The sequence below is a fragment of the Rathayibacter sp. AY1B5 genome (assembly GCF_002932795.1).
In the GTDB taxonomy this organism is placed as follows: Bacteria; Actinomycetota; Actinomycetes; order Actinomycetales; family Microbacteriaceae; genus Rathayibacter.
In genome coordinates this window covers 44,535-69,949 of record NZ_PSWM01000010.1, presented here as the reverse complement: position 1 = coordinate 69,949, position 25,415 = coordinate 44,535, and the positions used below count along the sequence as shown (strand labels likewise).

The following is a 25,415-nucleotide window of genomic DNA, read 5'->3' as shown; positions in this document are numbered from 1 at the left end:
CGGCCGGATCACGATGGGGAGCGATATCCTGCCGCCGTGCTCCGCTCCGTCGCCCTCCTCGCCCTGCCCGGCCTCGCGCCGTTCGAGTTCGGGGTCGTCTGCGAGGTGTTCGGGATCGATCGCGGCGCCGACGGAGGTCCCGCCCTCGACTTCCGGATCGCCACTCCCGATCCGGGCCCCGTCCGGACGAGCCTCGGGTTCGACCTGCTGATCGCCGATGGTCTCGACACGGCCCGGGACGCGGACCTGATCGCCGTCCCCGCCCACGGACGCGGGCCCGCCGACGAGCGGGTGCTCGACCTCCTCCGCGAGGCCCACGAGCGCGGCGCGTGGATCCTCAGCGTCTGCAGCGGGGCCTTCACGCTGGCGCAGGCGGGCCTGCTCGACGGCCGGCGCGCGACCACCCACTGGATGCACGCCGCAGAGCTCGCCCGGCGCTTCCCCTCCGTCACGGTGGACCCGGAGGTCCTCTACGTGCAGGAGGGGCGCATCGTGACGAGTGCGGGCACCGCGGCCGGGATCGACGCGGCGCTGCACGTGGTGCGCGAGGAGCTGGGCGCGACGGCGGCGGGCGTCGTCGCCCGGCGGATGGTCGTGCCCCCGCAGCGCCACGGCGGGCAGGCGCAGTTCCTGCGGACCCCCGTTCCCGAGGCGCGCGCGGACTCGCTGGCCGAGGTCACCGAGTGGATGCTGGAGCACCTCGACGAGGACCTCTCGATCGAGGCGCTCGCCCGTCGCGCCCTGATGGCTCCCCGCACCTTCGCGCGCCGCTTCCGCGCCGACCTCGGCACGACTCCGCTCGCCTGGCTCACCCGCCAGCGCCTCCTCCGGGCCCAGGTGCTGCTGGAGGAGACGGAGCTGACCCTCGAGGCGATCGCCGCGCAGGTCGGCTTCGGCACGGCCGCGGTGATGCGCCACCACTTCACGCGCATCCTGTCGACCACTCCCGCGGCCTACCGCCGCACGTTCGCCGCCTGAGCGGCCGGCACCGCGGTCGCGGGAGCGTCCGGGGTCAGACCGTCGCGACGAAGAGAGTGCCCCGTCCGGTGACGGCGAGTGCGCCCTCCGACGGGGTCACGAACACGCTGCCGCCGCGCTCGACGCGGACCGAGCCCTCGGCGCCCTCGAGCGAGAACGTGCCCTCGGTCGCGATCGCGATGGCGGGTCCGTGCAGGGCGACGCGGGCCGGCTCCTCCGACTCGGGCTGCACGACCGCGAGCACGAAGTCCGGGACGTCCGGGCGGTAGACGCGCACGCCCGGTCCGGCCTGCTCGGCCGGGAGGTAGGGCACGGGCAGCGGCGAGAACTCGAGCACGCTCACCAGCTCGGGGACGTCGATGTGCTTGGGCGTGAGCCCCCCGCGCAGCACGTTGTCGGAGGCGGCCATCAGCTCCACCCCCGTGCCCGCGAGGTACGCGTGGATGTTGCCGGCGGGCAGGTAGAGCACCTCGCCGCGGGCGAGGCGGACGCGGTTGAGCAGGAGCGAGAGCACGATGCCGGGGTCGCCCGGGTAGCTCTCGGCCAGGTCGCGGACCGTGGTCGTCTCGAGCCGGTCGTCGCCCGCGGAGGCCGCGACGACCGCGGACACCAGCGCCGCGACCTCCGCGCGGTCGCCGTCGGCGAGCAGCCAGGAGACGGCGCCGCGGAGGACCTCCGCGGGCTCGCCCTCGAGGGTCCGGGCGAACCGCGCGATCACGGCCGCCTCCTCCGCCGGGGCGCGTCCGGCCAGCTCGGCGAGCAGGGCCCGGGCGTCCGCCGGCTCGCGGAAGCCGCAGAGCGCGTCGAAGCTCTCGCTGAGCGCGTAGATCAGCTCGGGCTTGTGGAACGGGTCCTTGTAGTTGCGGTCGGCGGCGTCCCGCGGGATGCCGGCCTCCTCCTCCTCGACGAACCGGCGCCGGGCCCGCTCGGAGGAGGGGTGGGCCTGGAGCGACAGCGGCCCGCCCGCCGCGAGGATCTTGAGCAGGAACGGCAGACGGGGAGCGCCCGAGACCGGATCGACCGACCCCTCCACCCCGGCGAGCGCCGCCTCGGGGTGCCCGGCGATCCACTCGGCGAGCGTGCCGGCGCCGACGGAGGCGGGGTCGAGGATGCGAGCGGGCGATCCCGGGTGCGCACCGAGCCAGAGCTCGGCCTCGGGGGCGCCGGAGGGCGCGGTGCCGAGGGCCTCCGAGATGCCGGTGAGCGAGCCCCAGGCGTAGTCGCGGGGGGTGTTGCCGATCGGGATGAACACGGGAGCGCTGGCCTTCCGTCCGAGGGGTGGGTCCGAGCCGCTCAGCCGGACGCGCCGGGGCCGCTCCGCTGCGACGCTAGCAGGATCCACAACGCAGGCCCGGGAGGAGGGCCCGCCTGTTGGTGCTCTCCGCCAGAGGACGCGGCACTCGCAGGCGCGCTTCGTACGCTGGGAGGCGCAGCACTGCCGCCGTCGGAGCGGTCGCCGTGCCGCAACCGACGAGCGAGGGAGCACAGAGCATGGACGGCACGACCTTCGAGACCCTGGGGGCCGACTTCTACGGGTTCGAGGCGGCGCTCACGCCCGCCGAGAAGGAGCTGCTGGTCGGCGTCCGCGCGTTCCTCGAGGAGCAGGTGCGGCCGATCGCCGACGAGTACTGGGAGCGCGCGGAGTTCCCGCGGCAGCTGATCCCCGGGATCCACGCCACCGGCGTCATCGGCCTCTCCTGGCCCGAGACCCGCGCGATCGAGAACTCCGCCGTGTTCCGCGGGTGGGTGGCGCTCGAGCTGGGCCGGGTGGACGCGGGCATCGCGACCTACGTCGGCGTGCAGAACGGGCTGGTGATGGGCACGGTCGGCGTCGCCGGCTCCGAGGAGCAGCGCGCCGAGTGGCTGCCGAAGCTCGCCTCGGGCGAGGTCGTCGGCGCCTTCGGCCTCACCGAGCCGCACTCCGGCTCCGACTCCGCCCAGGGCCTGCGCACCACCGCCCGCCGGGACGGCGACGACTGGATCCTCGACGGCGAGAAGCGCTGGATCGGCAACGCGACCTTCAGCGACGTGACCGTGATCTGGGCGAAGGACGCGGAGGACGGCCAGGTGAAGGGCTTCCTCGTCCCCACCTCGACGCCCGGCTACCGCGCCACCGCCATAGCGCGCAAGCAGAGCCTGCGCACCGTGCAGAACGCCGACATCGTGCTCGAGGGCGTCCGCGTCCCGGAGTCGCTGCGCCTGCAGGGCGCGAACTCGTTCCGCGACACCGCGAAGGTGCTCCGGCTCACGCGCGCCGAGGTCGCCTGGCAGGCCATCGGCGTCGCGATCGGCGCCTACGACGCGGCGCTGCGCTACGCGAAGGAGCGCGTGCAGTTCGGCAAGCCGCTCGTCGGGCACCAGCTGGTGCAGGACCTCCTGGTCAAGAGCATCGGCAACATCACGGCCAGCATCGCCCTGGCGACCCGGGTGTCCGAGATGCTCGACGCCGGCGAGCAGCGCGACGAGCACTCCGCCCTCGCGAAGGCCTACGCGACGGCCCGGATGCGCGAGACCGTCGCCTGGTGCCGCGAGGTGATGGGCGGCAACGGCATCGTCCTCGACTACGGCGTCGCCCGCTTCTTCGCCGACGCGGAGGCCCTCTACTCCTACGAGGGCACCCGCGAGATGAACACGCTGATCGTCGGCCGCTCGATCACCGGCACCGCCGCGTTCGTCTGAGCCTCCCCGGCCGGGCCGTCTCCCCCGAGGGGGCGGCCCGGCCGGGGAGCGAGCGGCGGCGCGCCCGGCACGCCGCCGTGCCGCCCCCGCTCCCTAGACTGGTCGCCATGATCCGACGCGCCGCCCCCGCCGCTCCCCGAGCGCTCGCGGTGGCGGTGCTGGCCGTGCTGCTGGCCGGTCAGTCGCTGCGGAACCTCGCCGGATGGTGGGGCTGGGGCCTCGTCGTCGCCGTGCTCCTGGGCGCCTCGGTCGCCGTGCTCGTCCGCGCCCGCCCCCGCCTGCGCTGGGCCCGCACACCGAAGTCGCTGGTCCTCTTCCTCGGGCTCGCGGTGCTCTCGCTGGTGTGGTCCGCGTATCCGGGAGCGAGCGCGATCGGCGTCACGGCGCAGCTCGCGACGACGCTCGGCGGCGTCGTCCTCGCCGTCACGCTGACCAGCCGGGAGCTGCTCACGGCTCTCGGACGGGCCCTGCGCCTCTCCGTCGGCCTGTCGCTCCTCTTCGAGCTCGTGATCGCTGTCGTGGTGCGGCAGCCCGTCCTGCCGTTCGGCGTCGAGCCTCCCGCCGACGGACCGACGCCCGACGCCTTCTACTGGTCGCAGGCGGCCCTCCTCACCGGCGAGCCCGTCCAGGGGATCGTCGGCAACCGCAACCTCCTGGGCTTCCTCGCCCTGCTCGGCCTGATCGTGATCGCGATCGAGCTGGCCGCGCGCTCGGTCCGGCGGCGCTGGGGAGCGGTCTGGGTCGCCCTGTTCGTCGCGACCCTCCTGCTCACCCGCTCGGCGACCGTCCTGCTCTGCCTCGTCGCCGTCGTCCTCGCGGCCGCGTTCGCGCTCTGGGCGCGCCGGAGGGGCGAGTCCCGCCGCCGCCCCGTCTACCTGACCGCCGCGGGTCTGACGGTGGCGGCCGTCGCCGGAGGCGCCGCGGGCCGGGGCGCCCTCCTCGGCCTGCTCGGCAAGAGCGAGGACGCCACGGGCCGCCTCGACATCTGGGACTCGGTGATCGCGCTCACGCTGCAGCGCCCGGTCCTCGGCTGGGGCTGGGTCAGCTACTGGGCTCCCTGGGTCGCCCCGTTCGACACCCTCGCCGAGCGCAAGGGCGTGCTCTACCTGCAGGCGCACGACGCCTGGCTCGACGTCGCCCTGCAGCTCGGAGCGGTCGGCCTCGTCCTGTTCGCGGCGCTCGCCGTCTCGACCCTGTGGCGCTCCTGGTTCCGCGCCGTCGACCGCCCGCGGCGCGACGCGACCTCGACCCTCCCCTACACGGCCGTCAGCCTCGCTCCTCTGCTGATCGTCGTCGCCCTCCTCGCGCAGTCGCTGTTCGAGAGCCGGATCCTGATCGAGGGAGGCTGGCTGCTCCTCGTCCTCTTCGCGGTGCAGACCAAGCGGCCGGCGACCGACACGCCCGAGGTCCTCGCCGCGACCCCGCTCCCCCTCGCCGACGCCTCCCCGAGGCGATGAGGCCCCGCCGCCCCTCGCTCCCCGCCTCCGTCGCCGACGCGACGGCGTCCCCGCAGTTCGCGGCGGCCCTCGCCCAGACCACCCTCGTCACCGTCCTCTGCGCCCCGGCGGTCCGGGGGCTCATCGGCTGGCCCGGCTACATCGCCGCCGTCGCCACGCTCACCGCCCTCGCGGCGGTCATGCTCGTCCTGCGGCGCGGCCTGCTCGACTGGGAGGGCCTGCTGCCCACGAGCATCCTGGTGTTCCTCGGCTGGATCGCGCTCAGCGTGCTGTGGAGCGACTACACCTGGGCCACGGTCTCGAGCGTGGTCTACCAGTTCGCCCTGGCGTTCCTGGCGATCGCGATCGGCCTCACGCGCGACATCATCCAGATCATCCGCTCGGTGGGCGACGTGCTGCGGGTCGTGCTGATCGCCTCGCTCGCCGTGGAGGTGCTCTCGGGGGTGCTGATCGACCAGCCGCTGCGCTTCCTCGGCGTGGAGGGCCTGCTCGCGGTCGGCGGGCCGATCCAGGGACTGGTCGGAACGCGCAACCAGCTCGGGCTGGTCTGCCTGCTGGCGATCGTCACGTTCTCGGTGGAGCTGATGACCCGCTCCGTCGCCCGCTGGCCGGCCGTCGCCTCGATCGCCCTCGCCGCGGTCACCCTCCTCTTCACGCGCTCCGCCGTGAGCGCGGGCGTGCTCGCCGTCGCCGTCGTCGTCGCGCTCGCCCTGCGCTGGGTGCGTCACGGCGACGGCACCCAGCGCCGGCGGCGGCAGTTCGCGGTGCTCGGAGTCGCCGCAGCGGCCGCCCTCACCGTGTGGCTCCTGCGCTACCGGGTGATCGAGCTCCTGAACGCGGGCAGCGAGTTCGAGTTCCGGCTGCGGCTCTGGCAGCAGGTCTGGCGCTTCACGGACCTCGCGCCGATCGTCGGCTGGGGCTGGGTGGGCTACTGGCGACCCGACCTCTACCCCTTCACCGCCATCGACTACCTCTCGGGCCGCCCGCACTCGTCGAGCCTCAACGCGCTCTTCGACGTCGCCCTGCAGGTCGGGGCGGTCGGAGTGGTCCTGTTCGTCGTGCTGATCGGCCTCGCGCTCTGGCGCTCCTGGCTGATCGCCTCCGAGCGCAAGGCGGTCGTGCACGTCTGGCCGGTGCTGGTGCTGACGGTGCTGATGGTCACCGCGCTGGCCGAGAGCTCGATCCTGCTCGACGCCGGCTGGCTGCTCGTGGTGCTCTGCGCGATGCGCGCGGCGCAGGGGCTGAGCTGGCGCCGGCTCCTGCACCCGCGGGACTGACCGGCCTCCTCAGCGCCCGCGCCGCCGCGCCACCCGGCGGAGCACGGCGAGGTGCTCCTCCCGGCAGCGCTCCCAGCTGAAGGACCGGGCGCGCTCGACGCCGAGCGGGCCGAGCTCGCCGGTCCGCGCGATCGCCTCCAGGATCCCGTCCGCGATCGAGCGCGGCTCGAGCGGATCGACGTAGACCGCGGCGTCCCCGCAGATCTCCGGGAGCGAGCCCGCGTCGGAGGCGGCGACCGGGCAGCCCGACGCCATCGCCTCGATCGGCGGGAGCCCGAAGCCCTCGTAGAGGCTCGGGAACGCGAGCACCGCGGCCCGGCGGTAGAGGTCGGCGAGCTCCTCCGGAGTGACGTGGCCGCGCCACTCGACGAAGTCCGGCAGCGGGCCGAGGCGGTCCAGATCCCCTCCCGTCAGCACGAGCCGGAGGGAGTGCCCCTCCGCCCGCAGCAGGCGCACCGCCTCGAACAGGCGGGCGTGGTTCTTGTGCGGCCAGGCGCGCGCCGGGTAGAAGACGAAGTCCTCCCGTGTCCCCAGATTCGCGACGAAGCGCCCGGTGTCCACGCCGAGATGCGACACGTGGATCCGCTCCTCCGGGATGCCCAGCAGCTCGACGATCCGCCCCTTGGTGAAGGCGCTGATGGTGATGACCGCGTCGGCGCGGCGAGCGGTCGCCTCGTAGGCGAGGCGGCGGAAGACGCGCTCGACGCGGGGGAAGAGGTGCGGGAGGTCGCGGTGCTGCAGGTCGAACAGCATCTGCACGTGCCCCTGCCGCCGTGACGGCCACGGGAGCGGGACCGTGAAGGGGAAGTAGAGCACCGCGTCCCGGCCGACGCGCCGGCGCAGCCGCGGCGTGCGCAGGAGCGCCTGGAGCATCCCGACGGCCCGGCGGCGGTGGCCCGCACCGCTGACGACCCCCTCGGCCACGACCTCGGGCACGCCCTCGCTGAAGCCGCGCGCGTTCTCGGGCACGAGCACCTGCACGGCGGGCCCCTCCTCCCCCGGCCGCGGCGCCAGCAGGCGCGTGAGGGCGCGCGCGTAGGTCTCGCCGCCGCCCATCCCGCCCGGGTCGACGGTGAGCACGGCGAGCGTGACGGGGCGGAGTTCCGGCATGGCGTCCAATCGGTCCGAAGCCCGGCCAGGATACCCGCGGACCGCGCCGCGCCCGGCGGCCGGCCGGGCCCGTGGGTAGTATGTGACCCGCTGTCATCGACCCCGACGAATTGGACCACCACGTGCCCCGCGCTTTGATCACCGGAATCACCGGCCAGGACGGCCTCTACCTCGCCGAGCTCCTCCTCTCGAAGGGCTACGAGGTCTTCGGGCTCGTCCGCGGGCAGAACAACCCCAAGTACGAGCTGGTCCGCCGCACCGTCCCCGAGGTGACCCTGCTCACCGGCGACCTGACCGACGTCTCGAGCCTCGTTCGCGTGCTCGCCGCCGCTCAGCCCGACGAGGTCTACAACCTCGGCGCGATCTCGTTCGTGGCCTACTCGTGGGAGAACGCGTCGCTCACCACCGACGTGACCGGCAAGGGCGTGCTCAACATCCTCGAGGCGACCCGCCTCTACGCCGGCTCCGACATGTCGCGCGTGAAGTTCTACCAGGCCTCGTCCTCCGAGATGTTCGGCAAGGTCCAGCAGGTCCCGCAGAGCGAGGAGACGCTGCTCTGGCCGCGCTCGCCCTACGGTGTGGCCAAGGTCTTCGGCCACTACATGACCATCAACTACCGCGAGTCGTACGGCATGCACGCCTCCTCCGGCATCCTCTTCAACCACGAGTCGCCCCGCCGCGGCCCGGAGTTCGTCACCCGCAAGATCAGCCTCGCGGTCGCCCGCATCAAGCTCGGCCTCCAGGAGACGCTGGAGCTCGGCAACCTCGACGCGAAGCGCGACTGGGGCTTCGCCGGCGACTACGTCGACGCGATGTGGCGCATGCTGCAGCAGCCCGAGGGCGACGACTACGTGGTCGCGACCGGCGAGACCCACGAGATCCGCGAGTACCTCGACATCGCCTTCAACCACGTCGGCATCGAGGACTGGACCCCGTACGTGACCCAGAACCCCGCTTTCATGCGTCCCGCCGAGGTGGACCTCCTGATCGGCGACCCGGCGAAGGCGCGCGACGTCCTCGGCTGGGAGCCGAAGGTCTCGTTCCCCGAGCTCGTGGCGATGATGGTCGAGAACGACCTCGCCGAGCAGTCCGCGCTGATCAAGTAGTCATGCCTGCCGCTCTCGTCACCGGAGCGAGCGGTCAGGACGGGGGCTACCTCGTCGAGCGCCTGCTCGCCGACGGCTGGGAGGTCTCCGCGCTCGTGCGCGGGACCGACGACGCCGCTCTGCCCGCCGCCGTCCGGCCCTTCGAGGGCGACCTCCGCGACGCCTCCGGCCTCGGCCGCATCGTCGCGGAGGCGCAGCCGGACACGGTCTTCCACCTCGCCGGCCTCTCCTCCGTCGCGCTCTCGTGGAAGGAGCCCGTGCTCACGGCCGAGGTGACCGGCACCGCGGTCGCCGCGCTCCTGGAGGCCTCGCTGGCGCTCCAGGACTCGGCCGGCCGCGAGGTCCGCTTCGTCCAGGCCTCCTCCTCCGAGATCTTCGGGGCCGCGACCGAGAACCCGCAGACCGAGCGGACCCCGATCCGCCCCGTCTCCCCCTATGGCGCCGCGAAGGCGTTCGCGCACCACCTGGTCGCGGTCTACCGCGGCCGGGGGCTGCACGCCTCGTCCGGCATCCTCTACAACCACGAGTCGCCGCGGCGGCCGCTCGGCTTCGTCACCCGCAAGATCACCGCCGGAGTCGCGGCGATCGCGACGGGCGCCGAGTCGGAGCTCTCTCTCGGCAACCTCGACGCGCGCCGCGACTGGGGCTGGGCCCCCGACTACGTGGACGCCCTGGTGCGCGCCTCACGCGCCGAGGAGGCGGGCGACTACGTCGTGGCGACCGGAGTCGCGCACTCGGTCCGCGACTTCGTCCGCGCCGCGTTCACCGCGGCCGGCATCGACGACTGGGAGCACCGGGTCACGATCGACCCGCGCTTCGCCCGCCCCGTGGACGCCCCCGAGATGCGCGGGGACGCCTCCCGGGCCCGCGAGGTGCTCGGCTGGGCGCCCACTGTGGGCTTCGAGGAGATCGTCGCCCGTATGGTCGAGAACGACCTCGAGCTGGCGCGCCGCTCCGGCTGACCCGCTCCCGCGCACGCGGAAGGCCCCCGCTCCTCGAGCGGGGGCCTTCTCCGTGCGGGCGGCCGAGGACGCCTAGGCGGTCGCGTCCGACCGCTCGGCCCGGGCACGCTCGTCGACGCCCTCGCCCTCGACGAGGTACGACCAGACGCGCGCGGCGTACTCGTCCCACGTGCCGCCGTCGATCGCGAGCGCCTCCGCCGAGAGCCGCGCGTGCAGCTCGTCGTCGGTCAGCAGCCGCTCGAGGGCCGCGGCGATGTCGTGGTCGTCGTGCGGATCCACGAACAGCGCGCCGCCCGAGGCGGAGACCTCGTGCATGCTGCCGAACCCGGAGGTCACGACCGGCGTGCCGACCGAGATCGACTCCACGATCGGGAGACCGTAGCCCTCGTTGATCGAGGGGAACACCGTGCACCGGGCCAGGCGGTAGGCGCTCCAGAGCAGCGCATCGGTGATCTTGGAGAGCGAGCGGACCGGACGGCCCTGGCCCTCCAGGACCTCGAGGCGGTACTCGAACTCGGCGCTGCTCCAGGCGTTGCCGCCGATGAAGACCAGGCTGAAGCGCACGCCCCGGCGCCAGAGCAGCTCAGCCGCCTGGAGCACCGCCAGGTGGTTCTTCCGCGGCTCGTGGCTGCCGACGCAGACGACGAGCGGGAGGTCGCCGGTCACCAGCGAGCGCGCGGCGGTGGCCAGCTCCTCGTCCGAGACGCTCTCCGGCTGCGAGGGCAGCAGGATCGGGCGGATGTCCGGCCCCTGCATCCCGACGCTGCCGAGCATGTGGCGCCAGCCGGAGTACTCGGTCGCGGCCGCCTCGGAGATGGTCGCGATGCGGTCCATGTGCGACACGGCGACGAGAGTGCGCGAGAAGGCGGCGCTGATGCCGGTGCTCGCCGTCTCGGCGGTGGTGACCGGCACGCAGTCGAAGCCGATGGTGCCCGTGCGGTTGCCGCTGAACTCGGCGAGGGCGGAGACGCGCGACGTCCGCTCGTCCTCCACGGCGAGCTCGGGCAGGAGGTAGGTGCCCTCCCACGGCACGATCACGCGGGAGCGGTCCTCCGCGGCGTCGGGCACGTCGCCCGAGACGGCGTTCCGGCTCTGCTCCGGGGTGAGCATGACGAGCGACTCGTGGGTGGAGTCCCAGCCGGCGAGCAGGATCTCGTGGTCGCGCGTCCAGCGGACGAGGCTCTGGCGCACCACGCGCTGGATGCCCGTGGCCAGTCCCGTGCGCGCGGTGTGGTGCACGTCGACCACGACCGCGCCGACGACCACCTCGACCTCGGGGTGGTGGAAGCGGGCGAAGACCCGGTTCGAGGCGATGGTGGACGCGGCGTGGGTGAGCAGGCCGGCGGTGCCGTCCAGCCGGGCCCGGCGGCGGCCGTCGACGACGTCCTCCCGGCGCGGGAGCGTGCCGCGGAGGACGGCGAGCACCAGCCAGACCTCGCGGTCGGTGGGGGCGGGCAGCAGAACGCTCAGCTGGCCGGTGAGGGCGTCGACGCTGCCCAGCGGCTCCACGGAGGGGGCCAGGGTGCGCACTAGGGTGGCGAGACGGTCGACCAGGTACTGCTTAGAGCGCACGGGGCGCCTCCTCGTGCTCGATGAGGGCCGAGGGGCCGATCAGGGCGGCCCACAGCTCCCGGGCGTAGTCGTCCCAGGTGCGCTCGGGCCGCCCGGCCGCCTCGAGGCGGAGCTCGTCGACGAGCTCCGGCGACGTCAGCAGGCGGCGCATCCCGTCGGTGATCTCCTCGTCGGACTCCGGGTCGATCAGGACGCATCCGCCGTGCTCGGCGATCTGGGCCGTGCTGCCGTAGCGCGAGGTCAGCACGGGGAGCCCGATCGACAGCGCCTCGGCGACCGGCAGGCCGTACCCCTCGTGCAGCGACGGGAACGCCAGGAACAGCGCCTCCCGGTAGCTCGCGATCAGGACGTCGTCGTCGGCTCCGCGGAGCACCTCGACCGGGCGCCCGGCGGCGACCAGCTCGCGCACGCGGGGATCGAAGACCTGGTGCGCCCAGGGGTTGGCTCCGCCGATGAAGCGGACGCGGAACCGCAGGCCCTCGCGCCAGAGGACCTCGGCGGCGTGCAGCACCGCGAGGTGGTTCTTGCGCGGCTCCTGGCTGCCGACGCAGAGCACGAGCGGCAGCCCGGACGCGCCCCGGCCCTCGGAGCGCAGGCCGTCCGGGAGCTCCACGGGCAGCGGGACCGGGACGACGGTCGGGCCGGTGAGGCCCTGAGCGGGGAGCGCGCGCACGAAGCCCTCGAACTCCAGCGCGGCCGCGGCGCTCACCGTGGCGACGCGCTCGGCGTGCTTGACCACGGAGAGGAAGTTGACGAACCGCACCGTCTCCTCCGGCGGCACCGTGTCGGCGCTGACGACGGGGATGGCGTCGTGGCCGAGGACGACCACCTCGTTGCCGGAGTACTCGGCGAGGGCCGAGAGCGGCCCGCACTGGTTGTAGTCGGGGACCGAGGGGATGACGACGACGCTGCGGTAGGGCACGACGAACTCGATGCGCTCCGGATCGCCGTGCTCCCAGTCGCGCCGCCCGGCGGAGGACCAGTCGACGACGCGCTCGTGCTCGATCGCGCTCAGCCGTCGGAAGGACATCGAGCCGTGGACCCAGGCGACCGGGACGATCTCGTGCTCGGCGTCCCAGCGGGACACGGTCTGGCGCACGACCCGCTGGACTCCGGTGTTGTGCCCGTGCCGGGCGGGGAAGTCGACGTCGATCAGGACGGCCCCGGCGACGACCTCGACGCGGGCGTCCAGATCGGCGAACCCGGTCGCGGTGCGGGAGCCCGCCTCGAGGAAGATGCGCAGCGCCGCCTCCTCGGGCGCGAGCTCGAGGGCGCGGCGGAACCAGTCGAACAGCTCGCTCGTCGGGTACGCGGCCGTGAACGACACCAGCGCGACCCAGGTCAGCTCGTCGTCCTGGCGCGCGCGGATCTCGCGGGCCACCTCGTCGAGGTACGGGCCGGGCCCGCGGGTGCGCAGCGAGGCGCGCCGCTCCTCGTCGAAGAGGAGCGCGCCGACCTGCTCCAGCCGCTGCAGCATCGCCTCCGTGCGGTGGGCGCGCGCGGTGGCCGCACCGGCGGCGGAGACCTGCGACCGGTCGCTCATCGCGCCCGACCGGACAGGCGGCGCTTCACGAAGCGCGCGCTGTGGCCGACGGCGCCCGACAGCCCGAGCTGCTCGACGCGGATCTGGAAGGTGCGCACCAGGCGGAGCGGCTTCGTCACCCGCCAGGAGAGGGTGCGCTCGAAGCCGGAGGCGGTCACTCCGCCCACCTGGATCCGCTCGACCCACTCGTCGAAGGGGTCGTTGAGGAGGGAGTCGACCTGCGCGCGCAGGCGGGCGAGCTCCTCGTCCGGGGACTCGGGCTCGGCGGGACGGGGCTCGACGGGGGCACCGGACGTGCGCGCGGGCGCCGTCGGGACGGTGCTGGGAGCGGCGTCGCCGACGGCCGACTCGAGGCTCGGGTCGGGAGCGGGAGGAGCGTCCTCGCCGGTGCCGCCGAGGACGGGGGCGGGGTCCCCAGCGCTCTGCGGAGCCGGGTCCAGGGGGACGTCGGATGGCTGCGTGGGCATGGCGAACACCTCGTTCGTGTCGTTCAGTCGGCGAGCGGGAGCAAGACTACCCGCCATGCGCCGCGCACCGGCACGCCAGCCAGGGGCTCCGGGGTGGGCCGCACGTATAATGATGCGGTCCGTCGCCCGGCGGAGGCCGAGAGCTTGGAGTTCCATGCCCAGCAAAGCTGTGGATCGCGCGCGCGCGATCGCCGACGAGCCGTTCCAGATCGCCGGCACCACGTCGGCCGTCGGCGGCGGCTCGGGCGGCTTCGTCGCCTCCCTCGCCGAGATCCTGCGGCACCGCGAGCTGCTCCGCCTGCTCGTCGGGCGTGAGCTGAAGTCGCGCTATAAGGACAGCAGCCTGGGATTCGTCTGGAGCCTCGTCCGGCCGCTGATCATGCTCCTCATCTACTACGTGGCGATCGGCCAGATCCTCGGGGCCTCGCGCGGCGTCCCGAACTTCGCGATCTTCGTCTTCTCGGGGCTCACCCTCTGGGGCCTGTTCAGCGAGATCGTGACCGCGGGCACCACGTCGATCCTCGGCAACGGCGGACTGATCAAGAAGGTGTACCTGCCGCGGGAGATCTTCCCGGTGGCCGCCATCGGCTCGGCCCTGTTCAACTTCGGGGTGCAGTTCGTCGTCCTGATCGCGGGAGCCGTCCTCACGGGCTCGCTGATCTTCGGCGTCCAGCTCCTCTACATCGTGCCCGCGCTGGCGATCGTGCTCGTGTACGGCCTCGCGCTGGCACTGGCTCTGTCGGCCCTCAACGTCTACCTGCGCGACGTCCAGTTCCTGGTCGAGGTGGGGCTGCAGATCTTCTTCTGGCTCTCCCCCATCGTCTACGCGTGGAACTTCGTCGTCGCCGCCTCCACGGGTGCCGGCCACGGCTGGGCCGAGCAGCTCTACCTGATCAACCCGATCTCGAACGCGATCCTGGCCTTCCAGCGTGCGATCTGGGGCGACGGCTCGCGCGTCAGCATCATCGACGGCACCGAGATCGCCCCCCAGGTGTGGCCGCCGGACATGGAGCTGCGCCTTCTCATCGTCCTCGTCGTCGGGCTGGTGTTCGTGTGGATCGGCCACCGGATCTTCCGCCGCCTCGAGGGCAACTTCGCCCAGGAGATCTGATCGTGACCCTCACCAGCAAGCAGGAGTCCGTGCCCGCCTCCTCCGGCACCCCGACCGTCGTCCGGGTGCGCAACGCCTCCAAGCGCTTCGTCATCCGTAAGGACAAGTCGTTCAAGGAGCGGATCGTGAACTTCGGCCGCGGGCGCAAGCACCGCGACGAGTTCTGGGCGCTCCGCGACGTCGACCTCGAGATCCCCCTGGGCTCGACCGTCGGCCTCATCGGCGCGAACGGCTCGGGCAAGAGCACGCTCCTCAAGCTCATCGGCGGCATCGTGCAGCCGACGACCGGCACCGTGGAGCGCCGCGGACGCCTCGCCGCGCTCCTCGAGCTCGGAGCGGGCTTCCACCCCGACCTCACCGGGCGCGAGAACGTCTACCTCAACGGCGCGATCCTCGGACTCTCGCGCAGCGAGCTGGACAGCAAGTTCGACTCGATCGTCGACTTCTCCGAGATCGCCGAGTTCATCGACACCCAGGTCAAGTTCTACTCGTCGGGCATGTACGTGCGGCTCGCCTTCGCGATCGCGATCCACACCGATCCCGACCTGCTGCTGGTCGACGAGGTCCTCGCCGTCGGCGACGAGCCGTTCCAGCGCAAGTGCATGGACCGCATCCGCGCCTTCCAGCGCGCGGGCAAGACCATCGTCCTGGTCACCCACTCGCTCGAGCAGGTCGGCGAGCTCTGCGACCGCACCATCGTCCTCGAGAAGGGCACCGTGGTCTTCGACGGCGAGACCTCCGAGGGGCTCCAGGTCCTCCGCGAGAGCTTCGAGGACCGTCGGGCCGCCCGCCAGGAGCGCGAGGCCGAGGCCGCCGAGGCCGCGGACGAGCCCGCCCCCCAGCTGATCGAGATCCTGGGCTGCCGCCTGCGCGGCGGGTCCATCGAGCACGGCGGCACGGTCGTCCGCAGCGGTGAGACCCTCGAGTTCGACGTCACGGTGCGCACCAGCCGCCCGGTCGACGACTGGAACATCGGGATGGGCATCGACACTCCCCTCGGCCAGCGGGTCTTCGGGACCAACACCGAGCGCATCGGCACGCCGCTGAGCGCGGTCGACGGAGAGATGACGGTCACGTTCACCCTCCCCGACCTGCACCTCGGCGCCGGCAACTACGCCGTGCACGCCTCCTCGGCCACCTTCTCGCAGGGCGAGACCATGCGGATCCCGGTCGCCGCGACCTTCACGGTCGAGCGGGCCTCCGTGCACGACGGCGTCGTCGACATCGACTCCACCGTCCGCCTCAGCAGGCCGTGACCGCGCGGCGCCGCCGCCTCCTGGTCGACGCGACCGCCCTCGCGGCGCCGCGCCTGACCGGAGTCGGCCGCGTCCTGCTCGGCCTGCTGCACGCCCTGGACACCGACGCGACCGCCGCGGAGGTCGAGGTGCTCCTCGTCGTGCCGGCGAGCGAAGCGGGCTCGCTCGAGCGCTTCGGCTTCCGGACCCTGCGCGTCCGGCCGGTGCCGCTGCCCCGGCCGCTGTGGAGCGCTCTGACCCGGCTGCCCGCGCCGGGGATCGACCTCCTGCTCGGCCGCGGCGCCTACTTCTTCCCGAACTTCCGGAGCTGGCCGCTCGCCCGCTCCCGCTCGCTCACCTTCGTGCACGACGTCTGCTTCGCCGTGATGCCCGAGCTCGTTCCGCGCGAGCGCCGGGAGCTGCTGTCGCGGTCGGTGCCCCGGTGGATCCGGCGCAGCGATCTGGTCCTGACCGGCACCCCGTCCTCCGCGGCGGAGGTCGAGAGCGCTCTGGGCGTCGCTCCCGCGCGCGTCCGCGTGCTGCCGACCACGATCGACGCCGACCTCTTCCACGCCCGCGGCGAGGAGGAGGTGGCGCGGGTCCGGGCGGAGCACGGCCTCGGGTCCTATCTGCTCTTCGTCGGATCGATCGAGCGCCGCAAGAACCTCGTCACCCTGGTGGACGCCTACCGGCAGGCCGAGCGGCCGGAGGGTCACACCCTGCTCCTGGTCGGCGGGGACGGCTGGGACAACGGGGACGTCCACTCCGCTGTCGCGCGCGCGGTCGCGGCCGGAGCCGACGTGCGCTTCGCCTCCTCCTACGTCGCCGACGAGGATCTGCCGGCCCTGCTCACGGGCGCCGACGCCGTCGCGATGCCCTCCTGGCACGAGGGCTTCGGCCTCCCCGCCCTCGAGGCCGTCGCCTGCGGCACCCCGGTGCTGGCGGCCGACATCCCCGGCCTCCGCGACGCGCTCGCCGGACGGGAGTCCACCGCCGTCTTCATCGACCCGGCGGACCGCACCGGGTGGACGACCGCGATCGGAGCGGCGCTGCGCAGCCCTCGGCGACTCGCACCGGAGCCGATCCCGGGGTGGGACCGCACCGCGCGGCGCCTGCTCGAGCTGGCCTTCGACGACCGCTGATCAGCGCTGGGTCGTGAACAGCAGCCAGCGCCCCGAGCCGGACGCGACCTCGGGCTCGACGTCCCCGGTCGCCGCCTCGACGTAGGCCCGCCAGCCGTCGGGGTCGTCGGTGTAGCCGGCGGTGTCCACGTAGACGGCGCAGGCGCCGCTGCCCGCCACAGCGCTGGCGAATGCGGCCGGGTCGTCGACGTCGCCCCAGACGTCCCAGCCGTAGGTGCCCTCCACCGCCCCGTAGCTCCAGCGCAGGCGTCCCTCCTCCGTCGCGAGGTACGGCAGCGCCTCGTCGTAGTCGGAGAGCGCTCCGATCCGCCCGCTGTCGGGGAAGCTCTTCAGGGGGAGCTCCACCACTCCGCAGCCGTCGTCCAGCTGCGCGTCGGCCTCCGACACGAACGAGCGCATCTCGGAGTCCTCGGTCGGCGCGATCGGGACCGCGGCCGATACCCCGGCCAGCTGATCGACCACCGCGATCGCAGCGAGCAGCGCCGCCACGAGGATCCGGATGCCGCCACGGGCCGTGATCCGGTCGAGCAGGAGCGCGAGCACGCCGAGGACGAGGACCGCGATGACGATCGACATCCGCGCCCATGCCCGGATCGTCGGCCCCGCCACCAGCGAGACCACGACGCCCAGGCCCGTCACCGTGTAGAAGAGGAGCGCGGCCAGCGTCGCCACGGCGAGGACGCGCACGCGGGCGTCCGAGAAGAAGCGGCCGACCGCGGTCGCACGCAGCGCCCGCCCGCCGCCGAGCGCGGTGATCGGAAGCGCCACGAGCGTGATCAGGAGCGCGACGCTGGCGAGGATCGAGAACCCGGGCGGCTCCGTCGTCGGCGCCACGCCGGACTGGCCCGCGTAGGTGTTCAGCAGGCCGTACCCCTGCGGCAGCCCGGTCCCCGACCAGGGCAGGCCCAGCAGCACGAGCTTGCCGGCGTAGGCCTCCGACTCCCCCACGGTCCGCGACGTGAAGTACGGGCTGTAGCGCTCCCCGAAGTCGAGCGAGAGCAGCAGCAGCGAGAGCCCGACGAACACGCCGAGCGCGACGAACGGCACCGACGAGACCGCGAGCACGCGCAGCCGCTCGCGGGAGAGCAGCCCGGCGGCCGTGCTCACCGCCCAGGTCGCTCCGAGGACCAGGACCGCGAAGACGTAGTAGTAGCCGCCCGTGCTCGCCACCAGGAGCCCGAGCACGACTCCCGGGACGACGGAGCGCAGCACCCGGCTCCTCCGCGTCGCGCCCCGCTCGGCGAAGGCGCGGAGAGGATCGGTGCGCGGTCCGGCGACCATCAGCACCATCACGCCCACGAGCGGGATCGCCCAGTAGTTGGCGAGGAACGCGTGGCCGAAGCCGATCCGGAGGAAGTGGTAGGGCAGCAGCGACAGCAGGACCGCGGAGAACGCCGCGACCCAGGGCCGCGTGCGCAGGGCGCGGAAGAACACGTAGCCGGTCAGGGCGACCGTCGCGAACGTGCCCAGGTAGAAGACGTTCAGGAGCGTCGTCCCGTCGCGCACCAGGAGGGCCAGGACCGAGACGGCGAGGGCGGAGGCGACGTCGAACTGCGCGCTGAAGAACGCGTTGAAGCCGTCGGGGAAGCCGAGCGCCGCGTTGCCGTCGAACGGGAACGCCTGCGTGGCGCTGGTGAAGAGCGTGTAGTGCAGGATCTGGTCGTCCCCGCCCACGGTCCAGCGGGCCGTCAGGTCCTGCGGCCCGATCCCGAGCGCGAGCACGGCGGCGACGACCGAGACGAGGGCGGCGCCGAGGGCCCACCCGAGCTCGACGAGCGTCCGGCGCCGCCGGCTCGCCGTCCGCGGGCCGCGCGTGTCAGTAGCCGCGCTCACGGCGCTGCTCCTCCACGCTGCTCTGGACGATCCTGTTCAGCTCGGTCTCGCCGTCGGTGCCCGCGTAGTCGTAGATGTCGAACCCCCCGCAGGCGACGATATCGGAGGGATCGCCGAGCGTCCCGCGCGCGAGCCCCGCCCAGTCGGGCGAGCGGTCGGCCAGGACGAAGCTGTACTGCCGGTCGCGGTAGTCGCTCAGGTTGTTCATCCAGAGCTGCACCGTGAAGTCGAAGTTGACCTGCTGGACGTGCAGCGAGGCCGGCCCGTAGAGGTCCAGGGGCCGCGTCGACCAGAACGAGCCGACGCCCGCGAGCTCGCGGCCGTCGATCCAGCGCTCCAGGCAGCCGGCGTCCGGGTCCGATCGCGCGCCGGCCGCCGCCGAGGCGACCGCCGCCGTGGCCGGCACGGCGGCGACGACGAGGCCTGCGGCGGCCAGCGGGGCCACGACGCGGACGACCGGCGTCAGTCGTGTGCCCGCGTTCCGCCGGTGCGCCGCCGCGGCGCCGATCAGCGCGATCACGACCACGGTCGCGGTCACCGGGATCGGCATCAGGTAGCGGCTGACCGAGCTGCCGGTGAAGACCTGCACCACCAGGAGCACCGCCGTCTGCGCCGGCAGGAACGCGCACACCGCGAAGCGCGCACGGGCCGCCTCGTCGAGGGCGGCCCCCCGCGCAACGCGGGCGGCACCGGCCACGACGACGGCCAGGGCGGCCAGCAGCAGCAGACCCAGCAGCGCCACCTCGAGCTTGCCGATCAGCGGCGCCTTCAGCACGAGGAACTGCACGATGAGGTCGTCCAGGGCCGTCCCGGCGAGCGGCAGCCGGAGGTACCCGCCGGCGTCGGTCCCGATCAGGAAGCCGAGCGGGATCCGCAGTGCGGCTCCGAGCGCCGCGGCCCCGAGGACCGTGCCCGCGACGACCAGCACCGCTCGGGGAGCAGCCAGAGCGAGCATCAGCAGCACGACGAGGACCACCAGCAGGGGGCCGACGAACTGCACCAGGAGGAGCGGATCGGAGAGGGTCGTCGCGCTGACGGCCGCTCCGACCAGGAGCAGCGGCCGCGCGGCCGGACGGCGCTCGCGCAGCGCGCCCAGGGCGACGGCGAGCCCGGCGAGGCCCGTGAGCACCGCGCCGTAGTAGTAGGTCGTCAGGAGGAAGGTCGTCGCCAGGGCCCCCTCGTTGTTCAGCGCGCGGCCCTCCGTCAGGCAGAGCGCCAGCAGCACGGCGATGCCGGCGAGCGCGGCGGCGGGCCGCAGCCGGCGGTGCCGGGCCGCGACGAGTCGGCGCGCGAGCATCCGGAGCACTCCGTAGAGGAGGACGACGTTGAGCACGGCGTTGACCGCGAGCGCCGCCGCGGGATCGCCGCCGGTCAGCAGCCACGCGGCCCCGAAGACGGGGAGCTCGGGGAAGAGGAAGAGCTGGCTCGTCATCACCCAGGCCGCGGGGCGGCCCTCGGCGAAGGACTGCAGGATCAGCGGCAGCGCCAGCGAGTCGCCGTCGCGGAAGAGCAGCGGCCGCCACGGCGTGCCGACCAGGAAGCCGAGCACGAGCAGGGTCCCGCTGATGACGACGGCGAGGGCGGCGAGCTCGAGGAGGGCCCTCCGGGTCCGAGGGGATCCCGTCGGACCCGCTGTCACCGGTGCTTCCCGCCGAACCGGATGGCCAGGACGAGCAGGAGGTTCTTCAGGAGGGTGTCGCTCGGGATCTTGGAGTTGCCGACCGTGCGGTCGAGGAAGACGATCGGGATCTCCTTCACTCCGCGGGCCCGGCGCAGCGCCCGGTACTTGAGCACGATCTGGAAGCCGTAGCCGGCTGCGCGGATCGTCTCGAGGTGGAGGGTGCGCAGGAGGTCCGCGCTGAAGAGGTTGAAGCCGCCGGTCCAGTCGGTGATCTTCGAGCCGAGGAAGAGGCGCGTGTAGAGGTTGCCGCCGCCGCTCAGCAGCTTGCGGTCGAGCGTCCAGTCGGGAGTGCCCCCGCCGGCGATGTAGCGGGAGGCGACCACGAAGTCGGCGCCGCCGCGCACCTCCCGCAGGAAGGCGTCGATGTAGTCCGGGTCGTGGGAGAGGTCGGCGTCCATCTGCAGCAGGTAGTCGTAGCGGCGCTCGGCCGCGAGGAGGTGCTGGAAGGCCCAGATGTACGCCGCGCCGAGCCCCTCCTTCTTCTCGCGCGAGAGCACGAGGACCTCGAAGGTGTCGGATCCGAGCTCGGCCGCGAGCTCGCGCGCGCGGTCGGCGGTGCCGTCGGGGGAGCTGTCGTCGATGACGGCGACGGTCACGTGGAAGTCGGGGTTGCGGGACGCCGCGAGCGCGACCCGCGGCAGCGCCGTCGCGATGTTCGCGACTTCGTTGTAGGTGGGGACGACGACGGCGAGGGTGCGCATGAGGCGGGGGGATCCGTTCTTCCGGTGCACCGGCTGACCGGTGAGAGCCCTGCGAGTATAACGAGGCGGTGCTCGCGAGCCTCCGAGCGCGCCCCGCGGCCCGCCGCCGCACCGTCCGCGCACTCTCTCAGGAACATGGCACCGGCCGTTCGACCGCCCGGCGGGGGTCCGCGGTTACGATGGTCGACAGTGCACGGCGGTTCACCCCTTGTTCGCCTGCCCCGATGGACGCCCGTCGGAGCCCGACGGTCGGGCATCGACGCCAGAGGGGGACGGGAAAGAGCACCGCAGATGAAGAGACTCCTCGAATCGCAGAAGGTCCGATTCCTCATCGCGGGATGCACCAACACGGCGATCGACTTCCTCATCCTCAACACGCTCGTGCTCCTGCTCGGTCTGCCGACCCTCCTCGCCAACGTCTTCTCCGTCCTGGTCGGCATCACGATCTCGTACGCGCTGAACCACTTCTTCGTCTTCCGCCACCCGGGCAGGGTCTCGGTCGCCACGTTCGCGAAGTTCTTCCTCGTCACCGGGTTCAGCTCGCTGGTCCTGCAGTCGGCGATCATCTACGGCTTCGAGGTCTTCTTCGACACCCGCTTCGGCAACTCGATGCTCTTCCTCCCCAGCTCCGGGGAGAACGCCTTCCTCGCGATCAACATCGCGAAGGCCGTCGCCGTCCTCGTGGGACTGGTGTGGAACTTCTGCATGTACAAGTTCGTCGTCTTCCGCCGTCCGGCGCACGACGCGCTGCCCGCGATCGAGACGGTCTCCCCCGCCGCCGTGGCCGTCAGCACCGAGCCCGTCGACATCGTCCGCTGAGGGCCCCCGGCTCCCGGGCACCGCTCGAGCCGCGTGCTAGCCTCGTCGAGTTCTTCCGACGGGGCACTCCTCCCGTCGACGCCGCACCACCCGGAGGCTCTCATCGCCCGCTCGACGTTGCCCATCGCGGTCGTCGTCGTCACCCACTTCTCGGGTGAGGTCCTCCGCGCGTGCCTCGAGTCGGTGCCGGAGGCGACGGAGCACGACGTGCGCATCGTGGTGGTCGACAACCTGACCACGGACGACTCCGTCCGCAGCGTCGTCGAGCGACTGCCGCAGGTCGAGTTCCACGAGACCGGGCAGAACCTCGGCTACGGCCGGGCCGTCAACTACGCGGTCGACCGCCTCGGGCCCGAGGTCGAGTGGATCCTGGTGACCAACCCGGACACGGTCTTCCTCCCCGGCTCGATCGACGCCCTCTACGCCGCCGCGACGGCGGACGACCGGATCGGCTCGATCGGTCCCCGCATCCTCGACTCCGACGGCACGATCTACCCCTCCGCCCGCGCTCTGCCCTCGCTCGGCACGGGCGTCGGGCACGCCGTCTTCGCCCACGTCTGGCCCGGCAACCCGTGGTCGGCGACCTACCGGCGCTCGCGCGCGGTCGAGACCCTGCGCCACGGCCGGATGGAGGCGGGCTGGCTCTCCGGCGCCTGCGTGATGGTGCGCCGCACGGCCTTCGAGGAGATCGGCGGCTTCGACGACCGCTACTTCATGTACTTCGAGGACGTCCAGCTGGGCGACTCGCTCGGGCAGCGCGGGTGGACCAACGTCTACCTCGCCGACGCGGTCGTCTCGCACCTCGGCGGGCACTCCACCCGCCTGGCCTCGGCGCGGATGCTCGCGGTCCACCACCGCAGCGCCTACCTCTACCTCGCGCAGAAGTACGGGGCCTGGTACCAGGCGCCGATCCGCGCGGCGGTGCGCGCCGGGCTGGGCGCCCGGGTCGCGCTGATGCGCCTGCGCTCGAAGAGCTGATCCGCCCCCGCCGGGCGGGAGCCGGGCCGCCCGTCCACCGGATCGGCGGTCAGGACGCGGAGTCGAGCTCCGCGTAGAAGGCCCGCGCTTCGTCCCAGGTCGGCAGCAGGCCCTGCGCCTCGGCCTCGGCCAGTGTCGGTGCATCGGTGTCCTTCGGCGAGAGGAGCAGCTCGCCGGCCTCCTCCGGGAAGCGCAGGCCGATCTGCTCGTCGAGCGGGTCGATCCCCTTCTCCCGCACCGGATCGAAGGTGGCGTTCACGAGGTACGAGACCACGGCGCCCTCGGTCAGCGCCACGAAGGCGTGCGCGATGCCCTCGGCGATGTAGACGGAGCGGCGGTCGACGTCGTCCAGCAGGATCGACTCCCAGCGCCCGAAGGTCGGCGACCCGACGCGCACGTCGATCACGTAGTCGAGGACCGCGCCCGAGAAGCACGAGACGTACTTGGCCTGCGACGGCGGGATCTGCGCGAAGTGGATGCCGCGGACGGTGCCGCGGCGCGAGACGGACGTGTTGCCCTGCCGGAGCGAGAGCGGGTGCCCGACCTTCTCGGCCAGGCGGTCGAAGCGGTAGAACTCGTAGAAGACCCCGCGATCGTCGGGGAACTGGCGCGGAGTCACTTCGTAGACGTCGGGGATGTCGAGCTCTCGGATCTGCACGGTGGCCAGTGTAACGACGGCGTCTCACGGGCCCGCGACGCCTCCGCGCCACGCGGTGCCGGGCCGGTGCGCCGACCGTCGACCGGCGGAGGGCTCGGGCATGATGAGGAGGTGACCTTCCTCATCACGGGCGCCTCCGGCATGCTCGGCACCGACCTGCGCGCGGCTCTCGGCTCCCGCCCCAGCACCGCCCTCGGCCGCTCCGACCTCGACGTGACCGACCTCGACGCCGTGCGCGCCGCCGTCGCGGGCCACGACGCCGTGGTGAACTGCGCCGCGTACACCCGCGTCGACGACGCCGAGACCGACGAGGAGGAGGCGCACCGCGTCAACGCCGTCGGAGCGCACAACCTCGCCCTCGCCACCGCCGAGACGGGAGCCGCACTCGTCCAGGTCTCCACCGACTACGTCTTCGACGGCTCCGCGACGACCCCCTACTCCGAGGACCACCCCCGGAACCCGATCTCGGCCTACGGCCGCACGAAGGCCGAGGGCGAGCGCCTGGTGCTCGAGGCCAACCCGGAGCGCGGCTACGTCGTCCGCACGGCCTGGCTCTACGGCGAGCACGGCGGCAACTTCGCGAAGACGATGGTGCGACTGGCGGGCGCGCACGAGACGCTGACCGTGGTCGACGATCAGCACGGCCAGCCCACCTGGACCGCCGACCTCGCCGCGCGCCTGATCGAGCTGGTCGACGCGGGCGCCCCGGCCGGCGTCTACCACGGCACCGGATCGGGCGAGACGACCTGGCTCGGCTTCGCCCGTGCCGTCTTCGCCAAGGCGGGACTGGATCCCGAGCGCCTGCGCCCGACAGACAGCGGCTCGTTCGTCCGCCCCGCTCCGCGTCCCGCCTACTCGGTCCTCGGCCACGACGGCTGGAGCCGCGCGGGCCTGCCGCCACTGCGCTCCTGGCAGGACGCCCTCGCCGCCGCGCCCCTCGAGGCGGTGACCCCGTGACCACCACCCTCCGCGTCGTCGTCGACCAGATGCTCGCCCGCGTCCCCGGCGGCATCGGCCGCTACACCGAGGAGCTCACCCGCGAGCTGATCGCGACGGCTCCGCGCGACTGCGAGGTGGAGGCGGTCGTCTCCGCCCACCCGCCCGAGAAGGAGGAGGAGCTGCGCCTGCGCCTGCCCGGCCTCGCGCGCATCCACCGGCTGCCGCTCGGGCGCCGCGAGCTCTCCCGCGCCTGGCAGTACGGGATCGCCATCCCGGCCGGCGGCGGCATGATGCACGCCCCGAGCCTCTTCGCCCCGCTGCGCAGCCACGACGGGAGCGAGGGCGAGCAGATCGCCGTCACGATCCACGACACGGTGCCCTGGACGCACCCCGAGACCCTCACCCCGCACGGCGCGAAGTGGCACCGGGCGATGGCCAAGCGGGCCCGGAAGCACGCGGACGCCGTCGTCGTCCCCACCCACGCCGTCGCGCACCAGCTCTCCCAGCTGATGGACTTCGGCGACCGGCTGCGGGTGATCGGCGGAGCCGTCGGCTCCGGCCTGGTCGTCCCGGAGGACGCCGACGAGCGCGCCGCAGCGGTGGGGCTCCCCCCGGAGTACGTGCTGAGCGTCGGCACGCTGGAGCCGCGGAAGGGCCTGGTCTCGCTGATCGCGGCCTTCGGAGGAGTGTCCGCGCCGGCGATCCCGCTGCTCCTGGTCGGCCCGACCGGGTGGGGCGACCTCGACGTGGCCTCCGTCGCCGACGAGCAGGGCCTCGACGAGACGCGCGTGCGCGCGCTGGGTGTCCTCAGCGACGCCGATCTCGCCGTCGTCCTCTCCCGAGCCACGCTCTTCGTCTACCCGAGCATCGCCGAGGGCTTCGGCCTGCCGGTGCTCGAGGCGATGCACTTCGGGGTGCCGGTGGTGCACTCCGACGACCCCGCGCTGATGGAGGTCGCCGCGGACGCCGGCGTCGCCGTCGAGCGCGGCGACGCGAAGGACTACCCCGACCGCCTCGCCCTGGCCATGAGCAGCGTGCTCGCCGACACCGGGCTGCGCGAGCGGATGTCCGTGGCCGGCCGCGACCGCTCCCGCGCCTTCAGCTGGCGCGACTCCGCCGAGCGCGTCTGGGCGCTGCACGCCGACCTCTGAGGCGTGCGGCACCCGG

Annotated in this window: 22 protein-coding genes; 13 read left to right on the top strand and 9 right to left on the bottom strand. The window is 73.2% G+C overall.

What is annotated here, in order from left to right; all coding sequences use genetic code 11:
• The first annotated feature begins 36 nt into the window (after window positions 1-36).
• Entirely contained in the window at window positions 37-978 is a 942-nt protein-coding gene (locus C5D44_RS08560) for a GlxA family transcriptional regulator (RefSeq protein ID WP_104281399.1), read from the top strand.
• Window positions 979-1,012: 34 nt separating this feature from the next.
• Here the strand turns inward: C5D44_RS08560 and manA are convergent, their stop codons facing one another.
• Window positions 1,013-2,230, bottom strand: coding sequence for a mannose-6-phosphate isomerase, class I (manA, locus tag C5D44_RS08555; RefSeq protein ID WP_104281398.1), 1,218 nt, complete (start codon window positions 2,228-2,230; stop codon window positions 1,013-1,015).
• Window positions 2,231-2,469: 239 nt separating this feature from the next.
• Here manA and C5D44_RS08550 point away from each other — a divergent pair, with 239 nt between their 5' ends.
• The 3 genes from C5D44_RS08550 to C5D44_RS08540 all read left to right on the top strand — a co-directional run bounded on the left by C5D44_RS08550 (window position 2,470) and on the right by C5D44_RS08540 (window position 6,391).
• Entirely contained in the window at window positions 2,470-3,657 is a 1,188-nt protein-coding gene (locus C5D44_RS08550; RefSeq protein ID WP_104275313.1) for an acyl-CoA dehydrogenase family protein, read from the top strand.
• A gap of 107 nt (window positions 3,658-3,764) precedes the next feature.
• Entirely contained in the window at window positions 3,765-5,114 is a 1,350-nt protein-coding gene (locus C5D44_RS08545) for an O-antigen ligase (RefSeq protein ID WP_104281397.1), read from the top strand.
• The gene (locus C5D44_RS08540; RefSeq protein ID WP_104281396.1) at window positions 5,111-6,391 is read left to right on the top strand and encodes an O-antigen ligase; all 1,281 of its coding nucleotides are present in this window, start codon (window positions 5,111-5,113) and stop codon (window positions 6,389-6,391) included. The genes C5D44_RS08545 and C5D44_RS08540 overlap by 4 nt, the downstream gene beginning before the upstream one ends.
• 9 nt (window positions 6,392-6,400) lie before the next feature.
• Here C5D44_RS08540 and C5D44_RS08535 read toward each other — a convergent pair whose 3' ends face one another.
• Window positions 6,401-7,501 carry a glycosyltransferase family 1 protein gene (locus C5D44_RS08535; RefSeq protein WP_104281395.1) on the bottom strand — a complete coding sequence of 367 codons (1,101 nt, stop codon included), beginning with the start codon at window positions 7,499-7,501 and terminating at the stop codon, window positions 6,401-6,403.
• A 122-nt stretch (window positions 7,502-7,623) separates the two neighbouring features.
• Between C5D44_RS08535 and C5D44_RS08530 the strand changes: the two genes are divergently transcribed.
• Window positions 7,624-8,607 (top strand): GDP-mannose 4,6-dehydratase, encoded by a 984-nt coding sequence (locus C5D44_RS08530; protein WP_104275317.1) that lies wholly within the window; start codon window positions 7,624-7,626, stop codon window positions 8,605-8,607.
• 2 nt (window positions 8,608-8,609) lie between these two features.
• Window positions 8,610-9,569, top strand: a complete 960-nt coding sequence (locus C5D44_RS08525) for a GDP-mannose 4,6-dehydratase (RefSeq protein ID WP_104275318.1) — start codon at window positions 8,610-8,612, stop codon at window positions 9,567-9,569.
• A gap of 72 nt (window positions 9,570-9,641) precedes the next feature.
• On the opposite strand, the gene C5D44_RS08520 is transcribed toward C5D44_RS08525, so the two are convergent.
• The 3 genes from C5D44_RS08520 to C5D44_RS08510 are packed head-to-tail and all read right to left on the bottom strand — an operon-like array spanning window position 9,642 to window position 13,151.
• Entirely contained in the window at window positions 9,642-11,141 is a 1,500-nt protein-coding gene (locus C5D44_RS08520) for a glycosyltransferase family 1 protein (protein WP_104281394.1), read from the bottom strand.
• Window positions 11,131-12,684: a glycosyltransferase gene (locus tag C5D44_RS08515; protein ID WP_104281393.1), complete on the bottom strand. Its 1,554-nt coding sequence runs from the start codon at window positions 12,682-12,684 to the stop codon at window positions 11,131-11,133. The genes C5D44_RS08520 and C5D44_RS08515 overlap by 11 nt, the downstream gene beginning before the upstream one ends.
• Entirely contained in the window at window positions 12,681-13,151 is a 471-nt protein-coding gene (locus C5D44_RS08510; RefSeq protein WP_104281392.1) for a hypothetical protein, read from the bottom strand. The genes C5D44_RS08515 and C5D44_RS08510 overlap by 4 nt, the downstream gene beginning before the upstream one ends.
• A 154-nt stretch (window positions 13,152-13,305) precedes the next feature.
• Here C5D44_RS08510 and C5D44_RS08505 point away from each other — a divergent pair, with 154 nt between their 5' ends.
• Genes C5D44_RS08505 through C5D44_RS08495 form a run of 3 tightly spaced genes read left to right on the top strand, consistent with a single transcriptional unit; the run spans window position 13,306 to window position 16,639 of the window.
• Entirely contained in the window at window positions 13,306-14,262 is a 957-nt protein-coding gene (locus C5D44_RS08505; RefSeq protein ID WP_104275322.1) for an ABC transporter permease, read from the top strand.
• A gap of 2 nt (window positions 14,263-14,264) precedes the next feature.
• On the top strand, window positions 14,265-15,518 hold the full coding sequence (locus tag C5D44_RS08500; protein WP_244229465.1) for an ABC transporter ATP-binding protein: 1,254 nt from the start codon (window positions 14,265-14,267) through the stop codon (window positions 15,516-15,518).
• Window positions 15,515-16,639, top strand: a complete 1,125-nt coding sequence (locus C5D44_RS08495) for a glycosyltransferase family 1 protein (protein WP_104275323.1) — start codon at window positions 15,515-15,517, stop codon at window positions 16,637-16,639. The genes C5D44_RS08500 and C5D44_RS08495 overlap by 4 nt, the downstream gene beginning before the upstream one ends.
• On the opposite strand, the gene C5D44_RS08490 is transcribed toward C5D44_RS08495, so the two are convergent.
• The 3 genes from C5D44_RS08490 to C5D44_RS08480 are packed head-to-tail and all read right to left on the bottom strand — an operon-like array spanning window position 16,640 to window position 20,854.
• Complete coding sequence (locus C5D44_RS08490) at window positions 16,640-18,472, bottom strand: hypothetical protein (RefSeq protein ID WP_104281391.1); 1,833 nt, start codon at window positions 18,470-18,472, stop codon at window positions 16,640-16,642. It lies immediately after the preceding gene.
• Window positions 18,456-20,111 carry a hypothetical protein gene (locus C5D44_RS08485; RefSeq protein ID WP_104281390.1) on the bottom strand — a complete coding sequence of 552 codons (1,656 nt, stop codon included), beginning with the start codon at window positions 20,109-20,111 and terminating at the stop codon, window positions 18,456-18,458. Before C5D44_RS08485 ends, C5D44_RS08490 begins: the two co-directional genes overlap by 17 nt.
• On the bottom strand, window positions 20,108-20,854 hold the full coding sequence (locus tag C5D44_RS08480) for a polyprenol monophosphomannose synthase (RefSeq protein WP_104275326.1): 747 nt from the start codon (window positions 20,852-20,854) through the stop codon (window positions 20,108-20,110). The genes C5D44_RS08485 and C5D44_RS08480 overlap by 4 nt, the downstream gene beginning before the upstream one ends.
• 291 nt (window positions 20,855-21,145) lie before the next feature.
• Between C5D44_RS08480 and C5D44_RS08475 the strand changes: the two genes are divergently transcribed.
• A complete protein-coding gene (locus tag C5D44_RS08475) occupies window positions 21,146-21,673 on the top strand; it encodes a GtrA family protein (RefSeq protein WP_104281389.1) in 528 nt (175 codons plus the stop codon).
• Between the two features lie 117 nt (window positions 21,674-21,790).
• Window positions 21,791-22,651, top strand: a complete 861-nt coding sequence (locus C5D44_RS08470; protein WP_244229466.1) for a glycosyltransferase family 2 protein — start codon at window positions 21,791-21,793, stop codon at window positions 22,649-22,651.
• A 49-nt stretch (window positions 22,652-22,700) separates the two neighbouring features.
• Here the strand turns inward: C5D44_RS08470 and C5D44_RS08465 are convergent, their stop codons facing one another.
• The gene (locus C5D44_RS08465) at window positions 22,701-23,309 is read right to left on the bottom strand and encodes a dTDP-4-dehydrorhamnose 3,5-epimerase family protein (RefSeq protein WP_104275328.1); all 609 of its coding nucleotides are present in this window, start codon (window positions 23,307-23,309) and stop codon (window positions 22,701-22,703) included.
• Between the two features lie 111 nt (window positions 23,310-23,420).
• Between C5D44_RS08465 and rfbD the strand changes: the two genes are divergently transcribed.
• On the top strand, window positions 23,421-24,266 hold the full coding sequence (rfbD, locus tag C5D44_RS08460) for a dTDP-4-dehydrorhamnose reductase (RefSeq protein WP_104281388.1): 846 nt from the start codon (window positions 23,421-23,423) through the stop codon (window positions 24,264-24,266).
• Window positions 24,263-25,399: a glycosyltransferase family 1 protein gene (locus C5D44_RS08455; protein ID WP_258067921.1), complete on the top strand. Its 1,137-nt coding sequence runs from the start codon at window positions 24,263-24,265 to the stop codon at window positions 25,397-25,399. Before rfbD ends, C5D44_RS08455 begins: the two co-directional genes overlap by 4 nt.
• Window positions 25,400-25,415 lie beyond the last annotated feature (16 nt).

Excerpts from the sequence above, each read along its gene's own strand:
- C5D44_RS08550 (WP_104275313.1), top strand. The coding sequence starts at position 2,470 with ATGGACGGCACGACCTTCGAGACCCTGGGGGCCGACTTCTACGGGTTC.
- C5D44_RS08545 (WP_104281397.1), top strand. The coding sequence starts at position 3,765 with ATGATCCGACGCGCCGCCCCCGCCGCTCCCCGAGCGCTCGCGGTGGCG.
- C5D44_RS08540 (WP_104281396.1), top strand. The coding sequence starts at position 5,111 with ATGAGGCCCCGCCGCCCCTCGCTCCCCGCCTCCGTCGCCGACGCGACG.
- C5D44_RS08535 (WP_104281395.1), bottom strand. The coding sequence starts at position 7,501 with ATGCCGGAACTCCGCCCCGTCACGCTCGCCGTGCTCACCGTCGACCCG.
- C5D44_RS08525 (WP_104275318.1), top strand. The coding sequence starts at position 8,610 with ATGCCTGCCGCTCTCGTCACCGGAGCGAGCGGTCAGGACGGGGGCTAC.
- C5D44_RS08515 (WP_104281393.1), bottom strand. The coding sequence starts at position 12,684 with ATGAGCGACCGGTCGCAGGTCTCCGCCGCCGGTGCGGCCACCGCGCGC.
- C5D44_RS08510 (WP_104281392.1), bottom strand. The coding sequence starts at position 13,151 with ATGCCCACGCAGCCATCCGACGTCCCCCTGGACCCGGCTCCGCAGAGC.
- C5D44_RS08505 (WP_104275322.1), top strand. The coding sequence starts at position 13,306 with ATGCCCAGCAAAGCTGTGGATCGCGCGCGCGCGATCGCCGACGAGCCG.
- C5D44_RS08480 (WP_104275326.1), bottom strand. The coding sequence starts at position 20,854 with ATGCGCACCCTCGCCGTCGTCGTCCCCACCTACAACGAAGTCGCGAAC.
- C5D44_RS08475 (WP_104281389.1), top strand. The coding sequence starts at position 21,146 with ATGAAGAGACTCCTCGAATCGCAGAAGGTCCGATTCCTCATCGCGGGA.